Consider the following 23,814-nt stretch of genomic DNA (forward strand, 5'->3'; position numbering starts at 1 on the left):
CCTTCATAAAAAAATTTTTCATCTCATAATGTTATATGGGGAGGGGCATGAAATGGAGAATCTCAGGGTGGAGGAAATCGTGTGGGGAAAGGTTTATTCCAGGGATGTGCATTTTGATATAAAGTTGAAACCATTGCCCGCCGGAATAGACGACATAGTCACAAAAGTCGTGAGTATCCGCAAAAATATAAATGAAAATGCCCTGGTAATATGGGTAACTCTTCAAATTGATATATATTTTCTGGACAAAAAGGGTGCCCTCCATTGTTTCAGCGAAGAGAAGCCTTTAAGATATGTCTTTTTCCCGGAAAAGATCATTGAAAACATGGAAATATGTGTTGCGTGTTCGGCGAAGCCAAAGGAATCTTATCTTTCGGGCGAGACGCTCTCCATAGCTTTTTTACTGCAATTTAATATTAAAGCGGTGGTGGAAAGGTCCGATGTAGCCCCGGAGAAGCTAAATGTAATGACGGAAAAGATAGTGACTTTCCGCACCGTAGAAGAACAGGTAAAACCCGGAATTGCCAGAGGTTTTTTTGAGTGTGCCGGCTGCACCGCCATTATTGCTGTAAAACCATATATCGCCGGGGTTCAGGCCCGGATTTTAAAGGGGATGGTGGTGGTGGAAGGTCAAATTACGGTGGATATATTTTACCAGGGGAGTTCTGGAGTGGAAAGACACAGCCAGATTGAACTTCCCCTTGAAGATGTGGTCGCCTGTCCCGAAGCTCTGCCCGAACAGCAGGCCCGTCTTTCTGTCTTTTTTCATGATGTATATTGCCGGCCTTCGCAAAAATCCGGGTGCTATGATGTGATTATAGGTTTTGAGCTCAAGGTGAAGGTGGTGGAAAGGGTCGAAAGCCGGGTAGTGACGGACTTTGACCGGGAGGGATTTAAGGTTGTAAAGGAAGACCTTTTGCTCAAGCAGGTCATCTATGAAGGCCAGTTTTCTTTTTTAAGACAGCAGAATTTTAAAATTTCGCCCCCGGCCGGAAAAAAAATAGATTTATACGGCAGGGTTCAAAAACTTTGCTGGGAGGTTGATGGAGAATCTCTGGTAGTTAATGGTACCATTGGATTTGAGCTTTTTTATCTTGATAAAAGCTTCCGTGAGATTTACAACTTTCTTGAAATGGAATTTTCCGAAAACCATAATTTGGGCAAAGTGGAATCCGGAACGGAGTTTGATGTACAGGCAAAAATACTTCATTTAATAACAGCCGAATGTTCCGGCGAAGGAGTTCTGATAGAGGTTCTGGTGGAAGTAAAATATACCGGTTTCGTTAGACAACATACCCTGGCCGTTACCGATATAACACCGCGGGAGGGAATAGAAAGGCAGCTCTTTCAGGTGGATAAAATTCTGGAAACCAGGACTTTTGATCTGGTGGAAAATATTGAAATACCTCTCGAATATCCTGCAGTATATATAGAAGACATTAAAGGGGAAATACAAAATCTCGATGTGACGGTGCTGGACCACAGGTTTTTGATTTGCGGCGAGCTTGATATACATATGTACTATGCGGACCCCGGGGGAATTGTCCGTTGTGTAAAAACCGTTTCGCCTTTCGGGGTTCTGGGAGAAATATCCGGCGGGACAAAAGACATGCAGGTCAGGGTCCTTTCCAGGGCTGAAAGGGTTTCGGAAAAAATATCCGGTCCCTCCCTGGTGGAGATTATGTTCAACTTGAACTTTAATGCAGAAGCTACCCGCCAGGAGGACCTGTATCTTGTAACTGGAACTTCTGATCGTTCTGTAGGCATTTACCAAAGGGTATCCATCGATGAAAAAGTTATGAAGATAACTCATATCATGCCTCTTTCAACCCCTGCCATTTTTATAAAGGAAGTGAACATAAACGTAGAAAAATCATGGATGGAAGAGGATTCCTCCGGCCTGTGGGCGGCGGGCAGAATTCGAATAAACGCCATTTATACCGGCAGGGACAACCTTGTGTACCAGGCCTTTGACGAATCCGCCTTCAAGTTTTATATAGGCGCCGGCAAAAACTTTGATGGGAGCCGCATGGAATTTACGGCAAAACCCAGGAAAATTCTGCTGAACGCCGGTGGGGAGATGATAGAGGGGGAATATGAGGTGCGTATAAAAGCCTGCTATATCGAGGCGAAGGCAGCATTCTGAATAGATGTTCGCCTTTGCAGCAGGTAAAAAATAAAAGGGAAGAAGGTGAGTATGATGAAGGATATATCCGTAAAGATAGTGGATTTTTTCAGGGAGTTTTCCCATATAGATGTGGAGGTGCTTGATATTAAGCAGGAACCCGATGGCTACAGAGCTCTGTGCCGGATGACCGATGGAGAATATCAGGTCATCCTGGACAATGAGTTTTCCGTAAAGGCTTATTACCGTAAAAAGCTATATAAAGATAACCGCCCTGGCGGAGTTGACAAATTGTCTTCAATACCGCAAGCTGCGAGTATCACACAATTTCAACAGAATCCTGCTGGCATTTGTGAAGCTGCCGACGGGCAGGATGCCGCCATGATCAGAGCAATAAAGAAACCCCTGCTTTCAAACAGTGAAAAAGCCGTGGCCATCATGATAAAAAAACAGCCCGGCATTACAAGTTTTGACATAAGCCGGGAAATGAACCTGAAATTTAAAATACTGTCACCCATTCTAAAGAAACTCTTAAGCGAAGGCATTATAAAAAGAGAGGGAGAAAAATTTTACTGAGGCTAAATAGCCTCTTTTTTTTTGTAACCACCTTTATGTTGCTCACATATTATAGAATTAAGCAAACAGAGATTTCGCCATAAACAATCGTCCTTTTTACAATTGGAAACGTCTTCGGGAAAGCAAAGGGGGGATTTCATGCCGGTATGGGTTTATGCCGCAACATTGGTGCTGGTTGTGGTGATTTGCTATTTCTTATTAAAGAGGTTTTTTTCAAGCACTGCGCTACCAGCAACAATTGGGGAAGGACAAGAATTAAAAATACAGGAAATGGATAAAACAACAAATCCTGAGGAAGAAGCGGAAGAGATTCATACAACATTTAACCCCACTGATGGAGAAACGGGGTTGGAAGATAACCCTGAGGATTTAATAAAAGAAAATATTTTTCCACAAAAGGAGGGAGAACAAAAATCTCAGGATTATTTATATCAAAACCAAAAAGGAGGTACAAAAATGGACCCAGAAATTAAAGTCCCCGTACTCATAGGGGAAGGCACCATCCAGAAGATGGTGGAATCTACTGTGACTCTGACGAGTCCCGCTGAAAAAATCCGGGAAATCAGGGCAATGGTGGAAAATTTAAGAACTGACGTGATACCCGGTAAAGTTATCATTCAGGGAACGCTTCACAAGCAGATCTTTTACGTGGGGGAAGACACGGTTATACATCACCAGACTGAACTAATCCCCATAAGCTATTTTCTGGACATCACGGGAGCAGCACCGGGCATGGATGTTAACGTGACATCTGCGGTTGAGCATGTCACCTATAGTCTTTTAAACCCTACAACACTGCATCAAAAAGTTATTCTGGCATTCAGCGCCGTGGTAACCCAGACCCAGATTCTCAATGTGGTGGCCGGAATCGGCACTCCGCTTTATTATGTGCCTCAGGTCATGGGGACCGGCTCCCAGCAGCTCATAGTAGAAACTACAGTGACCCTTGCCAATGCCGCTCAGAAAGTTGATGAAATCACCGCAGTGGTCAGGGATATTACTACGGATGTAATAACCGACAAGGTCATAATCCAAGGAATACTGCACAAGCAGATCTTTTATGTGGGCGTAGATAATGTGGAGTACCACCAGGCGGAAGACGTGCCCTTCAGCCTTTTTGTCGATGTGACCGGGGCCGGGCCTGGGATGAACGTTCAGGTCCATCCGACCATCGAAGCCATCAATTATACTCTGGAAAATGAAACTACTTTGCTTCAAAAAGTGGTTATAATGTTTGAAGTGGTGGTAACCCAGAATGTTCAAATAAACCTTCTGATAGGACTCGGGCCTGTAATCGTTGTGCCGGAAGTGGCTGGAGAGGCCACCGGTCAAACCCTTCTGCAGGATATTGTGACCATGGAAAGGCCCACACAGAAGATAAGGAACATTGACGCCAGCGTAACATCCATTACAGGCAATGTTATTGCCAATAAGGTAATTATCCAGGGCACAATTCATAAACAGATATTCTATATCGGCACCGATAACATCGAATATGAACAGAGCGAGGATGTAGATTTCAGCTTCTTTGTAGATGTGACGGGAGCGGCTCCTGGAATGAGCGTGGTTCTTATCCCCACCATTGAAAGCGTGATTTCGGAACTTCTGTCGGAGACTCAGATGCTGGAGAAAGTAGTGCTGCAGGTCCTGGCTAAAGTAACGACAACTGTAAGGCTGGCCGTTACGCAGGCACCATTGCCGGTTTAAAATTGAAAAATAAAACTAATCCCGCTTACCGCGGGATTTTTTGTTTTGAAAAAAAGTGGTAATAATACATATCGAGGTGATCTTTTTTGGGTGAAAAAGTAAGAGGGCATCTCATGATCATAGGAGGAGCCGAAGATAAAGAAAGGGAATGTGCCATACTTAAAAAGGTGGTGGAGCTTTCGGGCGGGGAAAAGGCCAGCATAACCATAATTACCGCAGCTGCCCAGAATCCTCGGGAGGTGGGGCAAAGTTATATAAATATTTTTGAAAAGCTCAGGGTCCGGGATGCTGTAGCCCTAAATATAGAAACCCGGCGGGAAGCATTCCGGGAAGAAATAGTTGACAGGATTGCCAGCTCTACCGGCATTTTTTTTACGGGAGGGGATCAGCTTCGGATAACCAGCCTTCTGGGGGGAAGCCCGGTATACCATGCGCTGCATGCGGCCTATAACAACGGGGTGCTCATTGCGGGCACCAGTGCCGGGGCATCGGCCATGAGCGATATAATGCTCATCGGCGGCGACGGGGACCAGGCCCCTAAAGGCAATGCCATAAGCATGGCGCCGGGGATGGGTCTGCTGGAGGAAGTGGTCATAGACCAGCACTTCGCTCAGCGGGGCCGCATAGGAAGGCTGCTCCTGGCGGTGGCCCAGAATCCCTATATACTCGGGATCGGCATCGACGAAGACACCGCCGTGCTAGTCAACCCCGATGCCACGTTTACTGTGGTGGGTTCCCAGACCGTGACTGTGGTGGACAGCAAAGAGGTAGAATACACCAATGTGTCCGAACTTTCCCCCGGCGAACCGTTAAACCTGTTTGGCGCCAGGATTCATGTGCTTTCCTCCGGCGCCGGCTTTAACCTGAAGACGCGACAACCTTTTTCGAAGTTCGAGGTTTGAGGTTCGAAGTTCAAAATGGCGATTGAGCTTGACCGGGGGCATGAAGCCAGCGGCTTCTCGAAGGTGTGGGCAACACTAAAGAAAACTGTAGAGTGAGATAACAACAAGTCGAACGGAATGTTTAGGGTGTTGTCCCAACTTCATGTATAGCCGAAGTGGAAATGGATAGCATATTAAGGAAAGATTGAAAGAAGGCAATTGTACAAGGAGGAGTATGATGGATATTGTAGACATAAGGGCCATCGAAGGCCCTAATATCTACAGCCCCAAACCTGTCGTGAGAATGATTCTGGATGCGGGCGATATGGATGAAACCCCTACCCGGAATATTTCTGGATTTAACGACACCCTGCTTGATTTGCTGCCGGGCCTGGCACATCACCACTGCTGCCTTGAAACTCCCGGAGGTTTTTTGCTGCGCCTGAAAGAAGGCACATATTTTCCTCATGTGATAGAACATGTGGCCATAGAACTCTTGAACCTTTCGGGCCAGGATGTGAAATTCGGCAAGGCAAGGAAGATCAAAGGGAGCCTTTACGACATCGTTTTCGGCTACAGGGTGAAATCTCCGGCTATAAAAGCTGCGGAGTTTTCCGTGCGATTAGTAGAGGCCATACTTTGTTCTCAAAAAATTGAACCCGATGCGGTGATCAGGGAGCTTGCCCGGGAAACTTTGGAAAAAGGGTTGGGGCCCAGCACCGCTGCCATAGTTTCCGAAATTAAAAAAAGAGGCATACCCGCTACCCGAATTGGAGAAGGCAGCATGCTGATACTGGGCTACGGAGCCCGGCAGAAACGCATAGAGGCCACTATCACCCATAATACAGGGTGCCTTGCGGTGGATGTGGCCTGTGACAAAACCATGACCAAAGAATTGCTTTCCATGGCGGGCATCTCCGTTCCCCAGGGCATGGTGGTTTACAATGAAGATGAAGCCGTGAAAGCGGCGGAAAAACTGGGTTTCCCCGTAGTGGTGAAACCCTGCGATGGCAACCAGGGCAAGGGGGTGAGCATGAACCTGCAAAACTCCAGAATGGTGCGGGAAGCCTTCCGCCTCGCTTCGGAATATTCTTCGAAAATCATTGTGGAAAGGCAGATTATGGGGCGGCATTACCGGGTTCTGGTGGTGGGCGGCCGCTTCATTTGCGCGTCCGAACGGATACCCGCCCACGTTATCGGCGACGGAATCCATACCATAAGGGAACTGGTGGATATCACCAACAGCGATCCCCTCCGGGGCGAAAAACATGAAAAACCCCTCACCAAAATTAAAATAGATCCGGTGGTCAATATGGTACTGGCCCGCCGAGGGCTGGACCTGGAAACTATCCCTCAAAAAGGTGAAAGGATTTTCTTGAGGGAAAATGGGAATCTGAGCACCGGCGGCATCGCCGTGGATGTTACCGACATTGTCTGCCCGGAAAACCGGGAGTTGGCCGAAAGGGCCGCTTCCATGGTGGGACTTGACATTGCCGGGATCGACATCACCACGGAAGATATAGCCGTTCCCGCAGAAAAAAGCGGCGGTGCGGTGATCGAGGTAAATGCGGCACCGGGCATAAGGATGCACCTGTTCCCGTCCGAAGGAAAGCCCAGGCCCGTAGCTGAAGCCATAGCGGATTTGTTGTACCCCGAGGGAGTTCCCCCTTTTCCTCTGGTGGCGGTCACCGGCACCAACGGCAAGACCACCACTGTCAGAATGATAAATCAAATAGTGTCCGCCTGGGGGTTGACCTGCGGCATGACCTGTACCGACGGCGTATATATCGGGCAGCAGCGCATAAAAGAAGGGGACTGCAGCGGTCCGGAAAGCGCCAGGATGGTGCTGTACGATACAAGGGTGGAAGCGGCGGTCCTGGAGGTGGCCCGAGGCGGACTCATAAGAGGAGGCCTAGCTTATGAGAAGGCCGATGTGGGCGTGATAACAAACATTACCGGCGATCATCTGGGCATCGACGGTGTCGAGACTCTTGAAGACCTGGCCTTTGTTAAATCGCTGGTGATAGAGCAGATAAAACCGGGAGGTTTTGCAGTGTTAAATGCCGATGACAGAATGACTGTGGAAATAAAGGACCGGGCGGGAGGCAAGATCATTTTTTTCAGCGCAGAGGAAGACAATCTGGTACTCAGAAAACACATCGACATGGGCGGCAGAGGGGTATATGTCCGGCATGGGGGTATTTATTTTAAAAATCAGGATGAAGAGACTTTTCTTATGAAGGTGAAAGACATTCCCGCCACCCTGAAAGGCAGGGCCAGGCACAATGTGCAAAACGCTCTGGCGGCCGCCGCGGCAGCCTGGGCATTAAACGTGCCCTACAGGGTCATATCCCGCGCATTGAAGGATTTCGACTGCAGCCAAACCACAAATCCCGGTCGCATGAATATTTTTGAGATGCCCGGATTCACCGTAATGCTGGATTATGGGCATAATCCCGCAGGATTTGAAGCCGTCATCAACACAGCAAAATCGTTAAAACCCGCCCGATTGGTGGGGGTGATAGCCAGCCCCGGGGACCGCAGAAACGAAGATATTATTGCACTGGGGCGCGTGGCCGGCAGGGGGTTCAATCGTCTCATAATAAAGGAAGACAGAGACTTGAGGGGCAGAAAGCCCGGAGAGACGGCATCGTTGCTTTGCGAAGGAGCTCTTTCCGCGGGTTTAAAAAGGGACAGGATAGATGTGATTTTAAACGAAGAAGAGGCCATCGCGGCAAGTTTTGAAAATGCTCTGGAAGGGGATCTGATTATAATCTTTTACGAGCATTACGAAAACGCTCTGGAAGCCATAAGAAAATCCTGTGACAAAATAGCGAAGATTCCCGGTGCAGCCGGTATAATCTGACCAATATTTTTTGGGCAAGCAGGATTTTGAAGTTTTGTGTGAAATATTATATATTAATGGGAGGGGAGAAGCATTGTTTAAACTGGATATGGATGCGCAGGCCAAGATCAACTTCACGCTGGACGTGCTGTACAGGAGGCCCGACGGTTACCATGAAGTGGAAATGATCATGCAGTCCATAGCCCTGAAAGACCGCCTCACAATCGAATTGACGCCTCCGGGTTCTATAGAAGTGTGCTGCAACACTCCGGAACTTTTGTGCGATGAAAGTAATCTGGCCTATAAAGCGGCAAAACTTATGATAGAAGAGTACAATCTGGATGCGGGCGTACGGATAACGCTGGAAAAGAACATCCCTCTGGCTGCGGGTCTGGCCGGAGGCAGCGCCGATGCGGCGGCTGTGATCGTGGGGATGAACGAGCTTTTTAATTTGAAGATAGCAACAGAAGAGCTTATGATGCTGGGGAAAACCATTGGAGCAGATGTGCCTTTTTGCATTCACGGAGGCACTGCCGTGGCTCGCGGTATAGGAGAAAAACTCACACCCTTGAAACCGGTGCCTAAAATAGCGCTGCTGCTGGTAAAGCCCCACTATTCGGTGTCGACAAAACAAGTATACAGTAGACTGAATGTAAAAAACATAAAATCAAGGCCCGATACCGCTGCCATGATACGAACCATCCTCAATGAAGATGTGGCCGCCATGGCAAAAGGGCTATGCAATGTGCTGGAAGAGGTAACCTTTGGTCTTTATCCCGAACTTTCCTTTATCAAGGAAGAACTCAGGAAAAACGGTGCCCTGGGCAGCCTCATGTCCGGTAGCGGCCCTACGGTTTACGGTATCTTCGAAACCCGGAGCGCGGCGCAAAGGGCCGCCGCAAGGATGGATACAGGTAATAAAGCTATTATCATTTCTGAAACACAATGAAGTTAGTAATGTGAAGAAGCCGGCATTATAGAGGTGTAAAGTAGGAAGTTGGACTTAATCACACTTCCCACCTCACACCTCACACTTCACAAAGGGGAGGGAGGAGAAAATTGGTTCACAAATTATCGTCTGTAAAGCTGGACAATTACAAACCGTTGAGAGACGTGGTGTTCGGAGCAATCCGGGAAGCCATCATCACCGGAGAGCTGAAACCCGGAGAAAGGCTCATGGAGGTCCAACTGGCGGAGGAAATGGGAGTTTCCCGGACGCCGGTGCGGGAAGCCATCCGCAAGCTTGAACTCGAAGGCCTGGTGGTTATGATACCCCGAAAAGGGGCTTATGTGGCGGGCCTGTCGCTGAAAGACGCCGCCGATGTTTTCGAGATCCGGGAGAGCCTGGAAGGATTAGCGGCGGCCTTGGCGGCGGAGCGCATCACCGATGAGGAATTGGAAACCATGGAGAAGATTCTGTCAAATATTCAGAAAGCGGTGGAAGAGGGAGACGTAGAAACAATCATAAAAAAAGATGCGGAGTTTCATCAGGTATTGTTCGCCGCCACCAGAAACGACCGCCTGGCGCAGATTATAAACAACCTGAAAGAACAGATAGACCGCTTCAGAGTGCAATCTTTTACAAACCCTGCCAGGATAAAGAGCATCCTTCAGGAACACCGCAGGATAGTGAACGCCATTAAAGAACGGGATACGGATATGGCGGAAAAGCTGGCCAAAGACCACATTGAAAAAGTGGAAAACAACGTCATGGACATCCTCAGGAAACAAATGGATGCGGGGGAGGAACCTTCATGAACGCCCTAATACTGGCGGGAAAACAGGCGGACGGCCCTTTAAAAGAAGTCGGTGCCAGCAAAGCCGTGATTAAAATCAACGGCAAAGAGATGATATCGTATGTGATAGAGGCTCTGAAAGCTCTCGATTTCGTGGGGAAGATAGCTGTGGTTGGAGATGCGCAGGCCCTGGCATTTCTCAAAAACAAAGTGGACATTATCGTGGAACAGGGAGATTCCATGGCCGAAAATATCGTCAGGGGAGCGGAAGTCTTTCCCGAAGACGAGGAACTGCTGGTGCTCACGTGCGATATACCCATGATCACGCCCGAGGCCATAAAGGATTTTGTGGAAAAAGCCCGGGCGAGCAGAGCCGACTTCAGTTATCCCATAGTGCGAAAGGAAGATAATGACGCCAGATACCCGGGAGTCCACCGCACATATGTAAGAATAAGGGACGGCACCTTTACGGGTGGAAATATAGTGTTAATCAAGGCGGGCACCGTAAAAAAAGCCATGGACAGAGCAAAAGATTTCCTTACTTACCGCAAGAAGCCATGGATGCTGGCGAAGATTCTTGGTGTCTCTTTTGTGGTAAAATTATTGCTGGGCATGCTGACCATTAAGGAGCTGGAGAACAGGGTATCGGATCTTTTCGGCATAAAAGCCAGAGCCGTCATAAGCGCTTATCCCGAGATCGGCACCGATGTGGACAAGAAAAGCGACCTTGAACTTGCGCAAAAAGTTCTGTCAGGAGGGATTTAAATGAGGCGAGGTGAAAGGCTCGCCCTGCTTTCAAAAATGTTGTGCGAGAACCCCAACAGGATAATTTCGCTAAATTATTTCAGCGAACGGCTGGATGCGGCCAAATCGTCCATCAGCGAGGACCTGAACATAATTAAAAACGCCTTTGCGATTTCCGGCGAAGGGGAACTTTCCACCATTGCCGGGGCAGGAGGAGGCGTCCGATACCGCGTCAAAAAAACCGACGCCGAAATCAAATCCTTCGTGGAAACGTTGTGCGAAAACCTTAAGGACCATAAACGCATAATACCCGGCGGATACATATACATGACCGATGTGATATTTTCACCGGAATACAGCGAAAAAATAGGGCAGATCTTTGCACAGATTTTCATGGAAAAGGACCCTACCTGCGTGCTTACGGTGGAGACCAAGGGCATACCGATTGCGCTCATGACCGCCCGAGCTCTGGATGTGCCTCTGGTCGTGGCCCGGCGCGACAGCCGCGTGACCGAAGGGCCGTCCGTGAATATAAGCTATGTTTCAGGGTCCGGCCAGAAGATACAGAACATGTCCCTGCCGAAAAGGGCTCTCTCGGAAAACGCCCGGGTGCTCATAGTGGACGACTTTATGAAGGGAGGCGGCACAGCGCGGGGCATGATGGAGCTTTCGGCGGAATTTAACGCGGCGGTGGTGGGCGTGGCGGTGCTGGTGGCTACCGGGGTTCCGCAGCAGAAGCTGGTAAAAGATTACTTTTCCCTCCTGGTGCTGGATGAAATAGATGTCGAAAAAGGCATAATAAATATGAGGCCGGATAAAATCACAATTTCGTGAAAAATTTTACTTCCCATGCAGGAATTTTAAGATTTATATAGAAATTGTACATGCGAAATTTCTCGGCAGGGAGGTGCAATCGTTGGAGATTACAGATGTCCGTATCCGCAGAGTAGCAGAGGAAGGCAAGATGAAGGCAGTGGTATCCGTAACTTTTGATGACGAGTTTGTGGTTCATGACATTCGCATCATAGAGGGGCAAAACGGACTTTTTGTGGCCATGCCGAGCCGCCGGACGCCCGACGGGCAGTTCAAGGATATCGCCCACCCCATCAACTCTCAAACAAGAGCCAGGATACAGGAAACCATCCTGCAGCATTACAATCAGGAAACGGCATGAGGACATCTAAAAAGATGTCCTAAATTTTTCATATTTGCTGTAAATTATAGTGTTTTTTTTGTAAAATATAAAGGGATTTAAAAATATATGTCGAAATATCAGAAGGGTATTTCTGTTACGCAGGGTTTTAATTTTAGGAGGGATATGGATGACTGGATTTACGGCGGTGATACTGGCCGCCGGCGAGGGAACCCGCATGAAATCCGATATTCCCAAGGTGCTTCACAGGGTTTGCGGGATTCCGATGCTGGGTCATGTGATAAACGCCGCAAAAAAGGCCGGCGCCGGTAAAGTGGTAGTAGTGGTGGGCAGAAGCGCCGACGAAGTGAAAAAGACATTTGAAAATCAGGATGTTGATTTTGTGATTCAGGCGGAACAGAAAGGCACAGGCCATGCCCTTATGCAGGCCCGGGCAGCGTCCGAAGGGGCGGGCGTCCTCATGGTACTTTACGGGGACATGCCTCTTGTAACGGCGGAAAGCATCGCAGCTATGGTGAAATTCCACAGCGAGCACAGGCCCGCGGCCACTGTGATGACGGCCAGGGTGCAGGATCCTACAGGGTACGGCAGGATAATAAGAGACGGACAACGGGTTTTGGCCATAAGGGAAGAAAAGGATGCTTCACCTGAAGAGAGAGCAATAACCGAAATAAATTCCGGATTTTACTGCTTCGATGCTTCCCTTGTGTTTGAAGCCCTGTCGAAAGTGAAAAACGACAACCGCCAGGGAGAGTTTTATCTCACCGATGTGGTGGAAATATTCAACGGCGATGGCAGGGATGTACTGGCCTTTGAGATATCCGACTCACTGGAACTTTCCGGCATAAACGACCGCCGCCAGCTGGCCTTTGCGCAAAGCGTCATGCAAAAGAGAATCATCGAGTGCTGGATGCAGGAAGGCGTGACTTTCATAAATCCCGATACATGCATGGTGGATGTGAATGTAACCATTGGGAAAGACACGATAATATACCCCGGAGTGTTGCTGGAAGGAGAAACGCATATCGGCGAGGGGTGTTTGATTGTCGGGCCCAGCCGCATAAAAGACAGCCGTATCGGGAATAATGCGGAAATAATGATGAGCCAGATACTGGAAAGCACAGTGGAAGACAGAGTCAAGATAGGCCCCTTTTCAAACCTCCGGCCGGGATGCCGCATCAGCGAAGGAGCGAAGATCGGCGATTTTGTGGAGATGAAAAACGCCAGCGTGGGAGCGGGGTCGAAAGTGCCGCATCTTTCCTATGTGGGCGATGCCGTCATCGGTAGGAAAGTCAATATAGGGGCAGGCACTATATTTGTGAATTATGATGGATACAAAAAACATCAAACTGTAGTGGAAGATGGGGCCTTCATAGGATGCAATTCCAACCTCATAGCGCCGGTTACCGTAAAGTCCGGTTCATATGTGGCAGCCGGTTCCACCATAACCCGCGAAGTGCCGGAGGATTCTCTGGCTGTGGCCCGCGCCAGGCAGGAAAATAAAATAGGCTGGGCGGAAAAAAGAAGAAAAAAAATTGAGGGAGGAAATCAAAATAATGGATAACAGACTGGAGATTTTCACCGGCAATGCCAACCCCGAGTTGGCAAAGGAGATCGCAGACAACCTGGGGATTACTCTGGGCGATTCGGTGGTAAACACCTTCAGCGATGGAGAGATTCAGGTAAAAATAAATGAAAGCGTGCGCGGTGCTGATGTTTTTGTGGTCCAGCCCTTTTCGAGCCCCGTGAACGACCACATCATGGAGCTTCTGATAATGATTGACGCGTTCAAGAGAGCGTCAGCATGGCGTATTACCGCGGTAATTCCTTACTACGGCTATGCGCGGCAGGACAGGAAAGTAAAACCCCGGGACCCCATTACAGCAAAACTGGTGGCGGATATCATTTCAGCAGCGGGCACCCACAGAGTACTCACCATGGATTTGCATGCGGGCCAGATTCAGGGGTATTTCAATTTCCCGGTGGACCACCTGCTGGCGGTGCCGATTCTGGCGGACTATTTCAAGAAAAAAGGACTTGAGGACGTGGTAGTGGTATCCCCAGACCTGGGAGGCGTTACCCGGGCCAGGGAACTGGCCAACCGCATAGGCGCGTCCATAGCCATCATAGACAAGCGCCGCCCGGAGCCAAATGTGGCCGAAGTCATGAACATAATAGGCAAGGTGTCGGGGAAGACCGTCATCATGATCGATGACATGATAGACACCGCCGGGACCATCATCCTGGGAGCAGAAGCGCTTCTTGAGCGGGGAGCAAAAGAAGTGTACGCATGCTGCACCCATCCCGTGCTATCGGGTTCTGCCGTCGAAAGACTTCAACAATCTCACGTAAAGGAAGTCGTGGTGACGAACACCATACGATTGAAAGACGATAAAAGAAAGGGGAAAATCACAGTGCTTTCGGTGGCGCCGCTTTTTGCCGCAGCTATTTCCAGAATACATGAGAATATGTCGGTAAGCACTCTGTTTGATTAGAACAGAGGTCAGAGAGGGGAAGGCAGACATAATACAGTGGTCAGAAGTCGGTAATCGGAGGTCAGACAAAAATTAAGGATAAAATTCACAAATATGTATACAAATTTAGTGATTAATGCTGCATAAAGCCATTGCGGTAAAATTCCGATACAGTAGCTTGATTAAGTCTGCGATATTGGTTATAATTAATACTAACTATTATTGGCATGGTGAAGTAAATTAAGGAGGAAATTTTGATGGAGCAAATTGCTTTAAAAGCGGAAAGGCGAGATACTTCAAAAAAAAGCACCATAAATCAAATACGCAGGAAGGGCAAGTTGCCAGGGGTGCTATACGGAAAAAATATTGACAGCTGCCCGGTGGCCGTCGATGCGAAAGAGCTTTTAAAAATTCTGAAGACCCACGGCGAAAGTGCCATTATCAATCTTGAGCTGGAAGGCCGGACACAGCCGGTCCTCATGAAGGAGATCCAGAGGGACACCTTCAAGGATGCCATAGTGCATGTGGATTTTTACAGGATATCCATGACGGAAAAGATAGAATTCGATTTACCTATCGTACTAAAAGGCGATGCCGAAGGCGTAAAAATGGGTGGCATCCTGCAGCATCAAAAGAGAGAGATTTCGGTAAAGGCCCTGCCGAAAGATTTGCCTGAACATCTGGAAGTCGACATTTCCAATCTCCAAATCGGAGATACGCTCACTGTTAGGGACCTGAAAGTGGATGAGAAACTTACCGTACTGGATGACCCCGAAGAAGTGGTGATCAGTATCCTGGCGCCTAAGCTTGCCGAAGATACTGCGGTTCCCGCTGGCGAGCAGGCGGCGGAACCCGAAGTGGTGGCCAAGGGCAAGGAAAAGAAAGAAGAAGATTGATGATAGCGGCGCAACTCTGTTGCGCCTTTTATGTAGTATAAATCGGCAGAGGCGGTGGTGGTATAATGTTTCTGATAGCGGGATTAGGCAACCCCGGGAAGGAATACGAACATACGCGGCACAACGTGGGCTTTATGGTGCTCGACAGGATTGCGGAAAAGCTTGGCGTAAAAATAAACAGGATAAAATTCAAGGGATTGACAAGCGAAGCGGTTTATGAAGGGGAAAAACTTCTGCTGTTAAAACCGCAAACCTACATGAACCTTTCAGGCGAAAGTGTTTCTGATGCGGTAAACTTTTATAAAATCCCGCGGGATCGCATTATTATAATATACGACGACATGGACCTGCCTGTGGGAAGGCTGCGCATCCGCCAAGAAGGCAGTTCCGGCGGTCACAGGGGCATGGACTCAATCATATACCAGCTTTCATCGGACAAATTCTGCCGCATAAGAGTGGGCATAGGAAGACCCGAAGGCGAAAAGGACGCCGCAGGTCATGTGCTGGGAAGTTTTTACGGCGAGGAGGCGCTAAAAATAAAAGCCGCCATGGAAGCGGCGGCCCAGGCGGCACTTTTGATAATATCCGGAGGCGTCCAAGAAGCCATGAACAAATTCAACTCCTTTGAAGCATAGTGTCACGGGGACGGAGTTGTTGACAACATTAAGTGTCCAGGAACTTACATACGCTTTTAACAAGGCCCTTGTATAATTCTTGAATCAAGTATTATTTTGAAAGGGAGAGAACATTGAAAATACCGAGGATCATTCTTGCGGGAACAAACAGCGGATGTGGGAAAACGACACTTTCCGCCGGCATCATGGCTGCATTGGTGAAACGGGGAATTATGATTCAGCCGTTCAAGGTGGGTCCTGACTACATAGACCCAATGTTTCACACTTTTGTAACGGAAAGGCATTCAAGGAACCTGGACAGCTGGCTGCTGGATGAAACGACTGTGATGCATCTGTTCCAAAAGAATGCTTATGGCTGCGACCTTGCTTTCATTGAAGGCGTAATGGGCCTGTACGACGGCTTCGGCGGCAGCTCCATTGAAGGCAGCACTGCACATGTATCGCGTATATTAAAATCCCCTGTTGTCATTGTTATGAATGCGGATGGAATGGCTATGAGTGCGGCAGCTCTGTTGCATGGATTTAAGGATTTCAAGGGCGGGACCGATATCCGGGGGGTTATCTTAAACAGGATAGATAGCCTTAGGCTGTATATCTACCTGAAAGACATAATTGAGAGGAATACCGGCGTAAGAGTCCTGGGATATGTGCCGCATTCCAAGGAATATACACTGCCTGAAAGGCATCTCGGCCTCGTGCCCGGTGTTGAGGTGGCGGATTTGAGGGATAGGCTTGACAGACTGGCCTGTGCAGTTGAAAAAACTGTTGACTTGGATATGCTGATGGATATAGCGAGCAAAGCGCCGGAGCTCCAAAAGTCGGAAGCAGGCATTCCGGGCGTAAATCCCGGGGCTAAAATTAAGATTGCTGTGGCATGGGATAAAGCCTTCAATTTTTACTACAGGGATAATCTGGATCTATTGGAAATGCTGGGAGCTGAGCTTGTATATTTCAGTCCGCTGAAAGAGAGCAAGCTTCCGGACGGGATTCATGGAGTTTACTTCGGGGGCGGCTTTCCTGAGGTGTTTGCACAGGAGCTCAGTAATAACGCCTCCATGCGTAATGATGTGCGGCAAAAGCTATTAAACGGCCTTCCTGCCTACGCGGAATGCGGGGGATTGATGTACCTTTGCCGGGCTATCAGGGATAAAAATGGAGAATCATATGATATGGCAGGCGTTATACCTGCCTGCAGCGAGATGACATCGACGCTGCAGAGGTTTGGTTATTCGATTATTAACTTTTGCAAAGAAAATGTTCTGGGCGGCGCTGGAATTACTACTCGCGCCCACGAATTTCACTATTCAATATTAAAAATTGAAGATGGGCGGAAGCTTGACTATTGCTATGATATACAAAAACAAATGGGAAGCGGCAGGCAAACAACTTATCGGGACGGAATTAAAATAAGCAATGTTCTGGCAGCCTACCAGCATATCCATTTCTGGTCAAACCAAAAACTTGCCGCAAACTTTGTAGAAAACTGCGTCAAGTACAGGGATGGAGCCTAAGTAATGCAATACGGCCTTTTTGTCCATATGCCTGTCCGTTGATATTTTAAAAATACTGCATATGGTATGTTTTACATTTAGTTGAACCTTTTTATTTTCCGGCCATCACCGCAACCGGTTTGTAACGGTCGGCCTCCCATGATATAATAATGTTATTATACTGCAACGGGAGGGTTTTGTTTTGGCAACGCAAATGCAAATCATCGGCGGAAAAAAACAGGAATTTGCAGAATTCTGCCACGGCCTCAGGCAGGGGATTCCGATCGCCCTGGGATACATCCCGGTATCCTTTACATTCGGCCTTATGGCGGTGGGCGGTGGAATACCGGTATGGACTGCGATACTTATATCAATGTCCAATCTTACATCCGCCGGGCAGTTTGCAGGCACCAATCTTATAATAGCAAACGCCCCGCTTCTTGAGATTGGTCTTACCACATTTGTTATAAATATCCGATATATGCTGATGTCGCTTTCGCTTTCACAAAAAATTTCCTCTCACATGGCTCTTTTAAAGCGCTGCATCATGGCTTTCGGAATAACCGATGAAACCTTTGCAGTGGCTTCCATGGAAAAAGGGGAAATTACATTCAATTACTTCATAGGGCTTGTCACGTGCCCTTACTGGGGGTGGGCGCTGGGTACTGCACTGGGGGCGCTGACGTCTTCGGTGCTGCCGAAGGCGGTGCAGAGTTCCATGGGGATTGCGCTGTATGCCATGTTTGTTGCGCTCGTGGTGCCGGCGGCCAAAAGGTCAAGAGCCGCCTTTTTCGTGGCCGCGGCAGCAATCGGCATCAGTTCGTTTTTCCGCTGGGGTCCCTATGCGAACCATATCTCCAGCGGCTGGAGCATAATTATTGCAACCATCATTGCCTCTTTTGCCGGCGCGGTGATATATCCGAAAGAGGAGGATGAACTTGAGTAAAACATTGATTGCGGTTTTTTTGATGGCTTTGGTTACATATATACCCAGGGTTCTTCCCATAGCAGTTTTTAAGAATAAATTAAAATCAAGGTTTCTGCGCTCTTTTCTATATTACGTCCCATATGCGGTGCTGGGAGCCATGACATTTCCCGCTATTTTATACTCTACGGGCAATGTGTTTGCTTCGGCTGCCGGAATGGGCGCCGCACTGATTCTGGCGTATTTCGAACAGGGCCTCATGAAAGTGGCATTGGGAGCCATATTGACGGTTTACATCGCCGGATGCCTTCTTCATTGAATAGCGATAGACCCATGCAGGAGAGTATGAAATGTATCGCACCGACAATAATTGGTAAAGATTTACTTGTCTAATTAGACATTAACAAAGCTCTGAAATGTTTGATTTTAGGGCTTTTTGTCATATTACTCGCTTGTATGCGAATCGGTTGGGGTAAGAAATAATTTATTGATAAGGAAATTTATAGATGATAAAATTAATTAAAATGATAATTATACATGTTAAGGAGCAACTTAAATGGATAAAGTTATTAATTTATTACCACAACTGCCAAAAAGCATAGCAACATTAATATTGAATTTAATGCTCTTATTTTTAACAATAGTGTTCTTTATTATAACAATAATTCCTGAAGGATATATTCAGAATAAAAGACAATCAGGAATTACTAAGGAAGATTTTAAAAAAATATCAAGAAATTTCCTTTCCTATATATGTAAACCTTATAAACTAATAATTGCAAGCCAACCTCTATTTACAAAGATATTAATGTACATTATGGGAATATTAATGGTAATGTCTGTTCTAAGTTTGATTTATGCTGCAGCTATAGATAAATACAAATCTCTCATCAGTTTCCAGGTTTTTTTATTTACCATTTTAATGGCTCTAATAGTATTTACAATAATACATTTATTGCTTTATGCAATAATTGTACCTATAGAGGTTGTATCAGAATATATTGGTTATGTAAAGAACGAAATAGGAAAATTAGCAATATTTAGCTTTTTTATTCCATTTCAGAATTTAATTTTCTTATTGTTAAAAGCAATAAATATAAAGAATGTATTTACATTAATTTTGATGGCTAGCGGCATTATCTATAGTCACTATCTAACATTTAAAGGTTTGATGATCTGTGTCAAAGAGCCCAAGAAACTAGTATCATCCAATAACAGATATAAAAAAATAGATAAATATAAAGCAATATTTTCCTGGCTCATAATTCTTTTATTGATTTTATTTTGCGAGGTTATCTTTGTATCAAACTTAGACGAAAAATCATTTATAAGCAATCAGATATCAATTGAAAATCGTGATAATAATTCTTTTAAAATCAATCAAATACCAGTTACGGATTATTTCGATTTGTTTTATTTTACAGTAGTGACTTTTGCCACAGTTGGCTATGGGGATATATTACCTAATGGCTATTTGGGTAAAATATCAAGCATTCTCATTATATCGTCAAGTATGCTTTTTATAACAATTTTTCTAGGTACAATACTATCATCAGATATTGGCACCAAAGAAAAAATAAGAACGCTAAAAAGGAAAATTGCTCCTAGAATAAAGATTTACAAAAAGTAACTTCCATTTTGTGCTCCTCAATATATTGCTCTATCTTCCTTGTTCTGCCTTTCTTATACTCCTTAATCGCATTTTCAGCAAGGACATCAAAAGGATTTAGCATTTATTGTTTTTATATAATTTCAATAATTTTTTACATATCTTCAATAATATAGTGTTTCCTCTCACTCTTTTTGTCCCCTCCCTGCTCAAATTTCCTGACCGTTTTAAGAAGGAATTTAACACCTATTGAAGAAATAAAAAGAGAAAGAAGCAAGCCATGGGAGGGAGAAAAAAGGAGAAAGCCTTCAAGTAAGGTGTTAGTTTCCGACCTACCCTTACTGAAGGCCTTCTCCACAAATAACACGCACTATGATTGTAACATTTTTAGGCTCTTCAGTAAAGGAGTATCTCAATATTTTTTTGCATAAGTTAGCTCAAAAGAAACTACACTGTCCCATATGCGGTAGCGCCCTTGTAGGTTATGGGATGTACCTTAGGAAAATAAAGACAACGGCCGGGAAAGTAGAATTCCCCATAGCAAGATACTACTGTCCCGAATGCAAGAGAACCCATGCGATAATACCGGATTTCATCTTGCCCTATAAGCATTACCCGGCAAAAGTGATTGAAGAAGCGGTGGAAGATGTGGTGGAAAAACGGATTTCACCGGAATATACAGAGGGAGAGCAGGACATATCCACCACAAAACGCTGGGTAAAAACATTTAAACTCCTCTCAAGCGAAATTGTAGGCACTCTGGAGAGCATAGCGTTCAGACTGTATGGCAAGACGTCATCCATAGTCGGGGAAATAGGGAGCTGCTTTAGCCGTTTAAGAACCATTTTAAAACTATTGCCCGATATTCTTTCTTGCTGCCTGTTCGGAAAGATTAACACCTGGCTTTTTGTGGAAAACACAAACCTGTGGCTTTTAGGAAAAAAATCAACATAGTTTGCTCTTTTGGCCGTCTCCCCCTGGTGGTAGTCTTTAGATAAACAAAAAACAGGGGAGATGACCAAAATGAACAAAGAAAGTATGGAAAAAGCCCTGGAGCGCTTCGTACTAATCTCACCCCTTCTGGAAGAAGACCTTGAAGCAGCGGAAAGAAGGAAAAGAAGAAATGAAATACTGTCAAAAGGCCAAATCTCAGAGAGGACCCTGCGCCGCTACTTACAGGCCTACAGGCAAAAAGGCCTTAATGGATTAATGCCAAAAGAGCGCTCCGATAAGGGACAAACAAGAGCCATACCGGAAGATATCTTAAAAGAAGCCATAAGTCTAAAACAAGAACTGCCCCAAAGAAGTGTTACAAGGATACTTCAGATCCTGGAGGGGGAAAAGCTCATATCCCCCGGGGATGTAGCAAGATCCACCCTTACACGGTATCTTGCAAACTTAGGTTTAACCCAAAAAGAATTAAAGCAAAAAGAGCCCAAAGCCCTCAGGAGATTTCAAAAAGAGCACAGAAACAAATTATGGCAAGCTGACGTCAAATACGGCCCCTACCTTCCGGACCCAGAGAATCCAAAGAAAAAGATACGCTCATACCTCATATGCTTCATCGATGATGCCACAAGATTAATATGCCATGGTGAATTTTATCTAAATCAAAAGCTTCCCATACTGGAAGATTGTTTCAGGAAAGCTATACTTAAACGAGGCATCCCCGATGCGGTATATGTAGACAATGGCAAGATATTCATCTCACACTGGTTTAAAGTAGCCTGCGGTAAACTGGGCATCCGCCATATAAATACCCCAATATATTCCGCAGAGTCTAAGGGCAAAATTGAAAGAATTAACCGCACCGTAGAGGATTTTTTAGCCGAGGTAAGCCTCCAAAACCCCGGGACATTGGAAGAATTAAACAAAGCCTTCTTTGCCTGGGTGGAAGAAGGATACAATCATCATTCCCACAGCTCCTTAGAAGGTGAAACCCCGGCCGGTCGATTCCAAAAGGATACCCGACGCTTGCGCTTTGCCAATATTGACGAGCTAAGGGATGCTTTCCTTCGAGAAGAAAGCCGAAAAGTTGATAAAACCGGCTGTGTAAAACTTTGCGGCAAAACCTATGAAGTGGGCCTTGAATGGGTAAGAAAGACTGTGGATTTACGCTATGACCCCTTTGACCTTGAAGAAATAGAAGTATGGCATAAAGGTCAAAAACGGGGTTTAGCAAGGCCGCTTATCATAGGAGAATACAATGAAGTGTCCTATAGCAAAAAAGATGCCCCAACTCCTCAAAAATCATCCGGTTCAAGACTTTTGAGCATATTGGAAAAACAAGCTCAAAACCGCATGAAAGACAAATTAGGTGCCATCCCCTTCCGCCGTATGGAAGGAGGGGAACACAATGTTTGAACCTTTCTTTGGATTTGAGAAAACACCCTTTCAAAAGGATCTGCCTGTAGGAAAACTGTTTGTCACCCCGGCATATGAAGAATTGGTATCAAGGCTGAAATACACTGCAGAAAAACGCCTCTTTGCCATCATAACAGGCGAAGTGGGCTCGGGGAAATCCACTGCTTTAAGAAAACTTCTTGAGCTTTTAAATCCCAATAAATACAGGGTTATCTACATCAGCGACTCAGCCCTTACCCCCAGGCATTTTTACTGGGAATCTTTAAGGCAGCTTGGATGTGAACCAAAGTTTAACCGGGGCCAGGCTAAAAGACAGCTTCATCAGGTAATACTGGACCTTGCGGAAAATGAAAGAAAAACACCCGTTATCATAATCGATGAAGCACACCTGTTAGATAAAGAAATGCTGGAAGAAATGCGCTTTTTACTCAATTTCCGGATGGACTCCTACAACCCTTTGAGTCTCATACTGGTGGGCCAGCCGGAACTTAAAAGAGTATTGCAGCTTCAAGTCTATGAAGCCATAGCTCAAAGGGTAAATCTCCGGTATCACCTGCCACCCATGGACAGGCAGGAATCCAAAGAATATGTTTGCCACCATCTGAAGATTGCCGGAGCAACTTCCTCAATCTTCACTGATGATGCTCTGGATGTTATCTATGAATATTCCGGAGGCATTGCAAGAAAGATAAACAATGTCTGCCTTGCCTGTCTGCTTTCGGCCTCAGCCAGTCAAAAGCGTTTGATAGATGACCATATGGTCAGGGTTGTAATTGAAAATGAGTTTGCGGTATGATGTATTTTCCCTCTATGAGTGGGCAAGGGTCAAACCTTACCTACTCGGAGGGATGTTTTCAAGGTTCAGGTTTCTATGGTCAAATAAAGTGAGTCAAATTTTCGGACGTTCAATTTGAGCAGGATGCGGTCAGAAAGCCTGAGAGGCTACAATATAGTTCGCCGCAATTTCTTCCGACGGTTAATATGATACAAATCTGATAGGGCAGACCTTGCAAAATTGCCTCTTTTGCCGGAGCAGTGATATATCCCAAAACCGGACTTGCAATATTTTTCAGCATATAAAATTTTTAGAGGGGCAGATTAAACATGTGAGAATATAAATCTATTCCCGCAAGAAAGGGGAGGGATGGTTTTGCCGAGGATAAAATCTTTTTTTTGGGGTCTTGGAGCTGCGGTAGTGGCTTTTATAATGGTGCCTAAGTTTAAAAAAATGGCCAGGCCTGTAATAGTCAAGGGAGTGAGTGGAGCCATAGGTCTTGCTAAAAAAGGCAGAGAGGTCGTGGAAGAGTACAAGGACCGCCGCAGGGAAAAAGAAAGATTTGCTCAGAATGCTGCAAAAACCGATCGCGACGCCGCTATAGAGCAGATACAGCAGGAAGAAATTGAAGCCCTCAATGAGATAAAAGAGCTCAAAAACATGATATCCAGGCTTCAGGCCGAAATAAATGAAATCAAACAGAGAAATCGGATATAAACGAGAGGGATGGAAGGGAATTCGGCATTGCAGCTGCACTCAAGTTTGATTATGAAGAAGACGGCGAAGCCCTAGCGCTGCAGAACATGATAAAAAACGAAGGCATAGACGAAGTGCTGGACAAAATCTGCGGCATACCCCGGGAAAGTCCGTTAAATATGC

Annotated in this window: 22 protein-coding genes; all 22 read left to right on the forward strand. The window is 46.3% G+C overall.

All coding sequences use genetic code 11. From position 1 onward, the window contains the following. Positions 1-52: 52 nt before the first annotated feature. The 22 genes from AC6I1H_RS10390 to AC6I1H_RS10495 all read left to right on the forward strand — a co-directional run bounded on the left by AC6I1H_RS10390 (position 53) and on the right by AC6I1H_RS10495 (position 23,652). Positions 53-2,146, forward strand: coding sequence for a DUF3794 domain-containing protein (locus AC6I1H_RS10390; protein WP_497737525.1), 2,094 nt, complete (start codon positions 53-55; stop codon positions 2,144-2,146). A 51-nt stretch (positions 2,147-2,197) separates the two neighbouring features. Then, on the forward strand, positions 2,198-2,701 hold the full coding sequence (locus tag AC6I1H_RS10395; protein WP_497737526.1) for a hypothetical protein: 504 nt from the start codon (positions 2,198-2,200) through the stop codon (positions 2,699-2,701). A 138-nt stretch (positions 2,702-2,839) separates the two neighbouring features. After that, on the forward strand, positions 2,840-4,408 hold the full coding sequence (locus AC6I1H_RS10400) for a DUF3794 domain-containing protein (RefSeq protein WP_497737527.1): 1,569 nt from the start codon (positions 2,840-2,842) through the stop codon (positions 4,406-4,408). An 86-nt stretch (positions 4,409-4,494) separates the two neighbouring features. Beyond that, positions 4,495-5,310 (forward strand): cyanophycinase, encoded by an 816-nt coding sequence (locus tag AC6I1H_RS10405; protein ID WP_497737528.1) that lies wholly within the window; start codon positions 4,495-4,497, stop codon positions 5,308-5,310. A gap of 217 nt (positions 5,311-5,527) precedes the next feature. Continuing rightward, complete coding sequence (gene cphA, locus AC6I1H_RS10410) at positions 5,528-8,155, forward strand: cyanophycin synthetase (RefSeq protein WP_497737529.1); 2,628 nt, start codon at positions 5,528-5,530, stop codon at positions 8,153-8,155. Positions 8,156-8,228: 73 nt separating this feature from the next. After that, the gene (ispE, locus tag AC6I1H_RS10415) at positions 8,229-9,083 is read left to right on the forward strand and encodes a 4-(cytidine 5'-diphospho)-2-C-methyl-D-erythritol kinase (RefSeq protein ID WP_497737530.1); all 855 of its coding nucleotides are present in this window, start codon (positions 8,229-8,231) and stop codon (positions 9,081-9,083) included. 110 nt (positions 9,084-9,193) lie between these two features. Next, positions 9,194-9,892: a GntR family transcriptional regulator gene (locus AC6I1H_RS10420; protein WP_497737531.1), complete on the forward strand. Its 699-nt coding sequence runs from the start codon at positions 9,194-9,196 to the stop codon at positions 9,890-9,892. Further along, positions 9,889-10,635 (forward strand): NTP transferase domain-containing protein, encoded by a 747-nt coding sequence (locus tag AC6I1H_RS10425; RefSeq protein ID WP_497737532.1) that lies wholly within the window; start codon positions 9,889-9,891, stop codon positions 10,633-10,635. Before AC6I1H_RS10420 ends, AC6I1H_RS10425 begins: the two co-directional genes overlap by 4 nt. Then, a complete protein-coding gene (gene purR / locus AC6I1H_RS10430; RefSeq protein ID WP_497737533.1) occupies positions 10,636-11,448 on the forward strand; it encodes a pur operon repressor in 813 nt (270 codons plus the stop codon). It begins immediately after the preceding gene. An 82-nt stretch (positions 11,449-11,530) separates the two neighbouring features. Next, positions 11,531-11,788, forward strand: a complete 258-nt coding sequence (spoVG, locus tag AC6I1H_RS10435; RefSeq protein ID WP_120765234.1) for a septation regulator SpoVG — start codon at positions 11,531-11,533, stop codon at positions 11,786-11,788. 148 nt (positions 11,789-11,936) lie between these two features. Next, positions 11,937-13,331: a bifunctional UDP-N-acetylglucosamine diphosphorylase/glucosamine-1-phosphate N-acetyltransferase GlmU gene (gene glmU / locus AC6I1H_RS10440; protein WP_497737534.1), complete on the forward strand. Its 1,395-nt coding sequence runs from the start codon at positions 11,937-11,939 to the stop codon at positions 13,329-13,331. After that, complete coding sequence (locus AC6I1H_RS10445) at positions 13,324-14,262, forward strand: ribose-phosphate diphosphokinase (RefSeq protein WP_497737535.1); 939 nt, start codon at positions 13,324-13,326, stop codon at positions 14,260-14,262. Before glmU ends, AC6I1H_RS10445 begins: the two co-directional genes overlap by 8 nt. 236 nt (positions 14,263-14,498) lie before the next feature. Further along, positions 14,499-15,137, forward strand: a complete 639-nt coding sequence (locus tag AC6I1H_RS10450) for a 50S ribosomal protein L25/general stress protein Ctc (protein WP_497737536.1) — start codon at positions 14,499-14,501, stop codon at positions 15,135-15,137. A gap of 65 nt (positions 15,138-15,202) precedes the next feature. Then, positions 15,203-15,772 carry an aminoacyl-tRNA hydrolase gene (gene pth / locus AC6I1H_RS10455; RefSeq protein ID WP_497737537.1) on the forward strand — a complete coding sequence of 190 codons (570 nt, stop codon included), beginning with the start codon at positions 15,203-15,205 and terminating at the stop codon, positions 15,770-15,772. Between the two features lie 113 nt (positions 15,773-15,885). Beyond that, positions 15,886-17,283 carry a cobyrinic acid a,c-diamide synthase CobB gene (locus tag AC6I1H_RS10460; protein WP_497737538.1) on the forward strand — a complete coding sequence of 466 codons (1,398 nt, stop codon included), beginning with the start codon at positions 15,886-15,888 and terminating at the stop codon, positions 17,281-17,283. A gap of 193 nt (positions 17,284-17,476) precedes the next feature. Next, on the forward strand, positions 17,477-18,208 hold the full coding sequence (locus AC6I1H_RS10465) for an AzlC family ABC transporter permease (protein ID WP_497740761.1): 732 nt from the start codon (positions 17,477-17,479) through the stop codon (positions 18,206-18,208). Then, a complete protein-coding gene (locus AC6I1H_RS10470; protein ID WP_497737539.1) occupies positions 18,201-18,506 on the forward strand; it encodes an AzlD domain-containing protein in 306 nt (101 codons plus the stop codon). The genes AC6I1H_RS10465 and AC6I1H_RS10470 overlap by 8 nt, the downstream gene beginning before the upstream one ends. A 237-nt stretch (positions 18,507-18,743) precedes the next feature. Further along, positions 18,744-19,817 carry a potassium channel family protein gene (locus AC6I1H_RS10475; RefSeq protein ID WP_497737540.1) on the forward strand — a complete coding sequence of 358 codons (1,074 nt, stop codon included), beginning with the start codon at positions 18,744-18,746 and terminating at the stop codon, positions 19,815-19,817. Positions 19,818-20,168: 351 nt separating this feature from the next. After that, positions 20,169-20,750: a DUF6431 domain-containing protein gene (locus AC6I1H_RS10480; RefSeq protein WP_497737541.1), complete on the forward strand. Its 582-nt coding sequence runs from the start codon at positions 20,169-20,171 to the stop codon at positions 20,748-20,750. A 60-nt stretch (positions 20,751-20,810) separates the two neighbouring features. Further along, positions 20,811-22,160, forward strand: coding sequence for a transposase (locus tag AC6I1H_RS10485; RefSeq protein ID WP_497737542.1), 1,350 nt, complete (start codon positions 20,811-20,813; stop codon positions 22,158-22,160). Further along, complete coding sequence (locus AC6I1H_RS10490) at positions 22,153-22,956, forward strand: ExeA family protein (RefSeq protein WP_497737543.1); 804 nt, start codon at positions 22,153-22,155, stop codon at positions 22,954-22,956. Before AC6I1H_RS10485 ends, AC6I1H_RS10490 begins: the two co-directional genes overlap by 8 nt. 354 nt (positions 22,957-23,310) lie before the next feature. Next, on the forward strand, positions 23,311-23,652 hold the full coding sequence (locus AC6I1H_RS10495; protein WP_497737544.1) for a hypothetical protein: 342 nt from the start codon (positions 23,311-23,313) through the stop codon (positions 23,650-23,652). Positions 23,653-23,814: the final 162 nt, after the last annotated feature.

Source organism: Biomaibacter sp. TOL, from assembly GCF_059717795.1.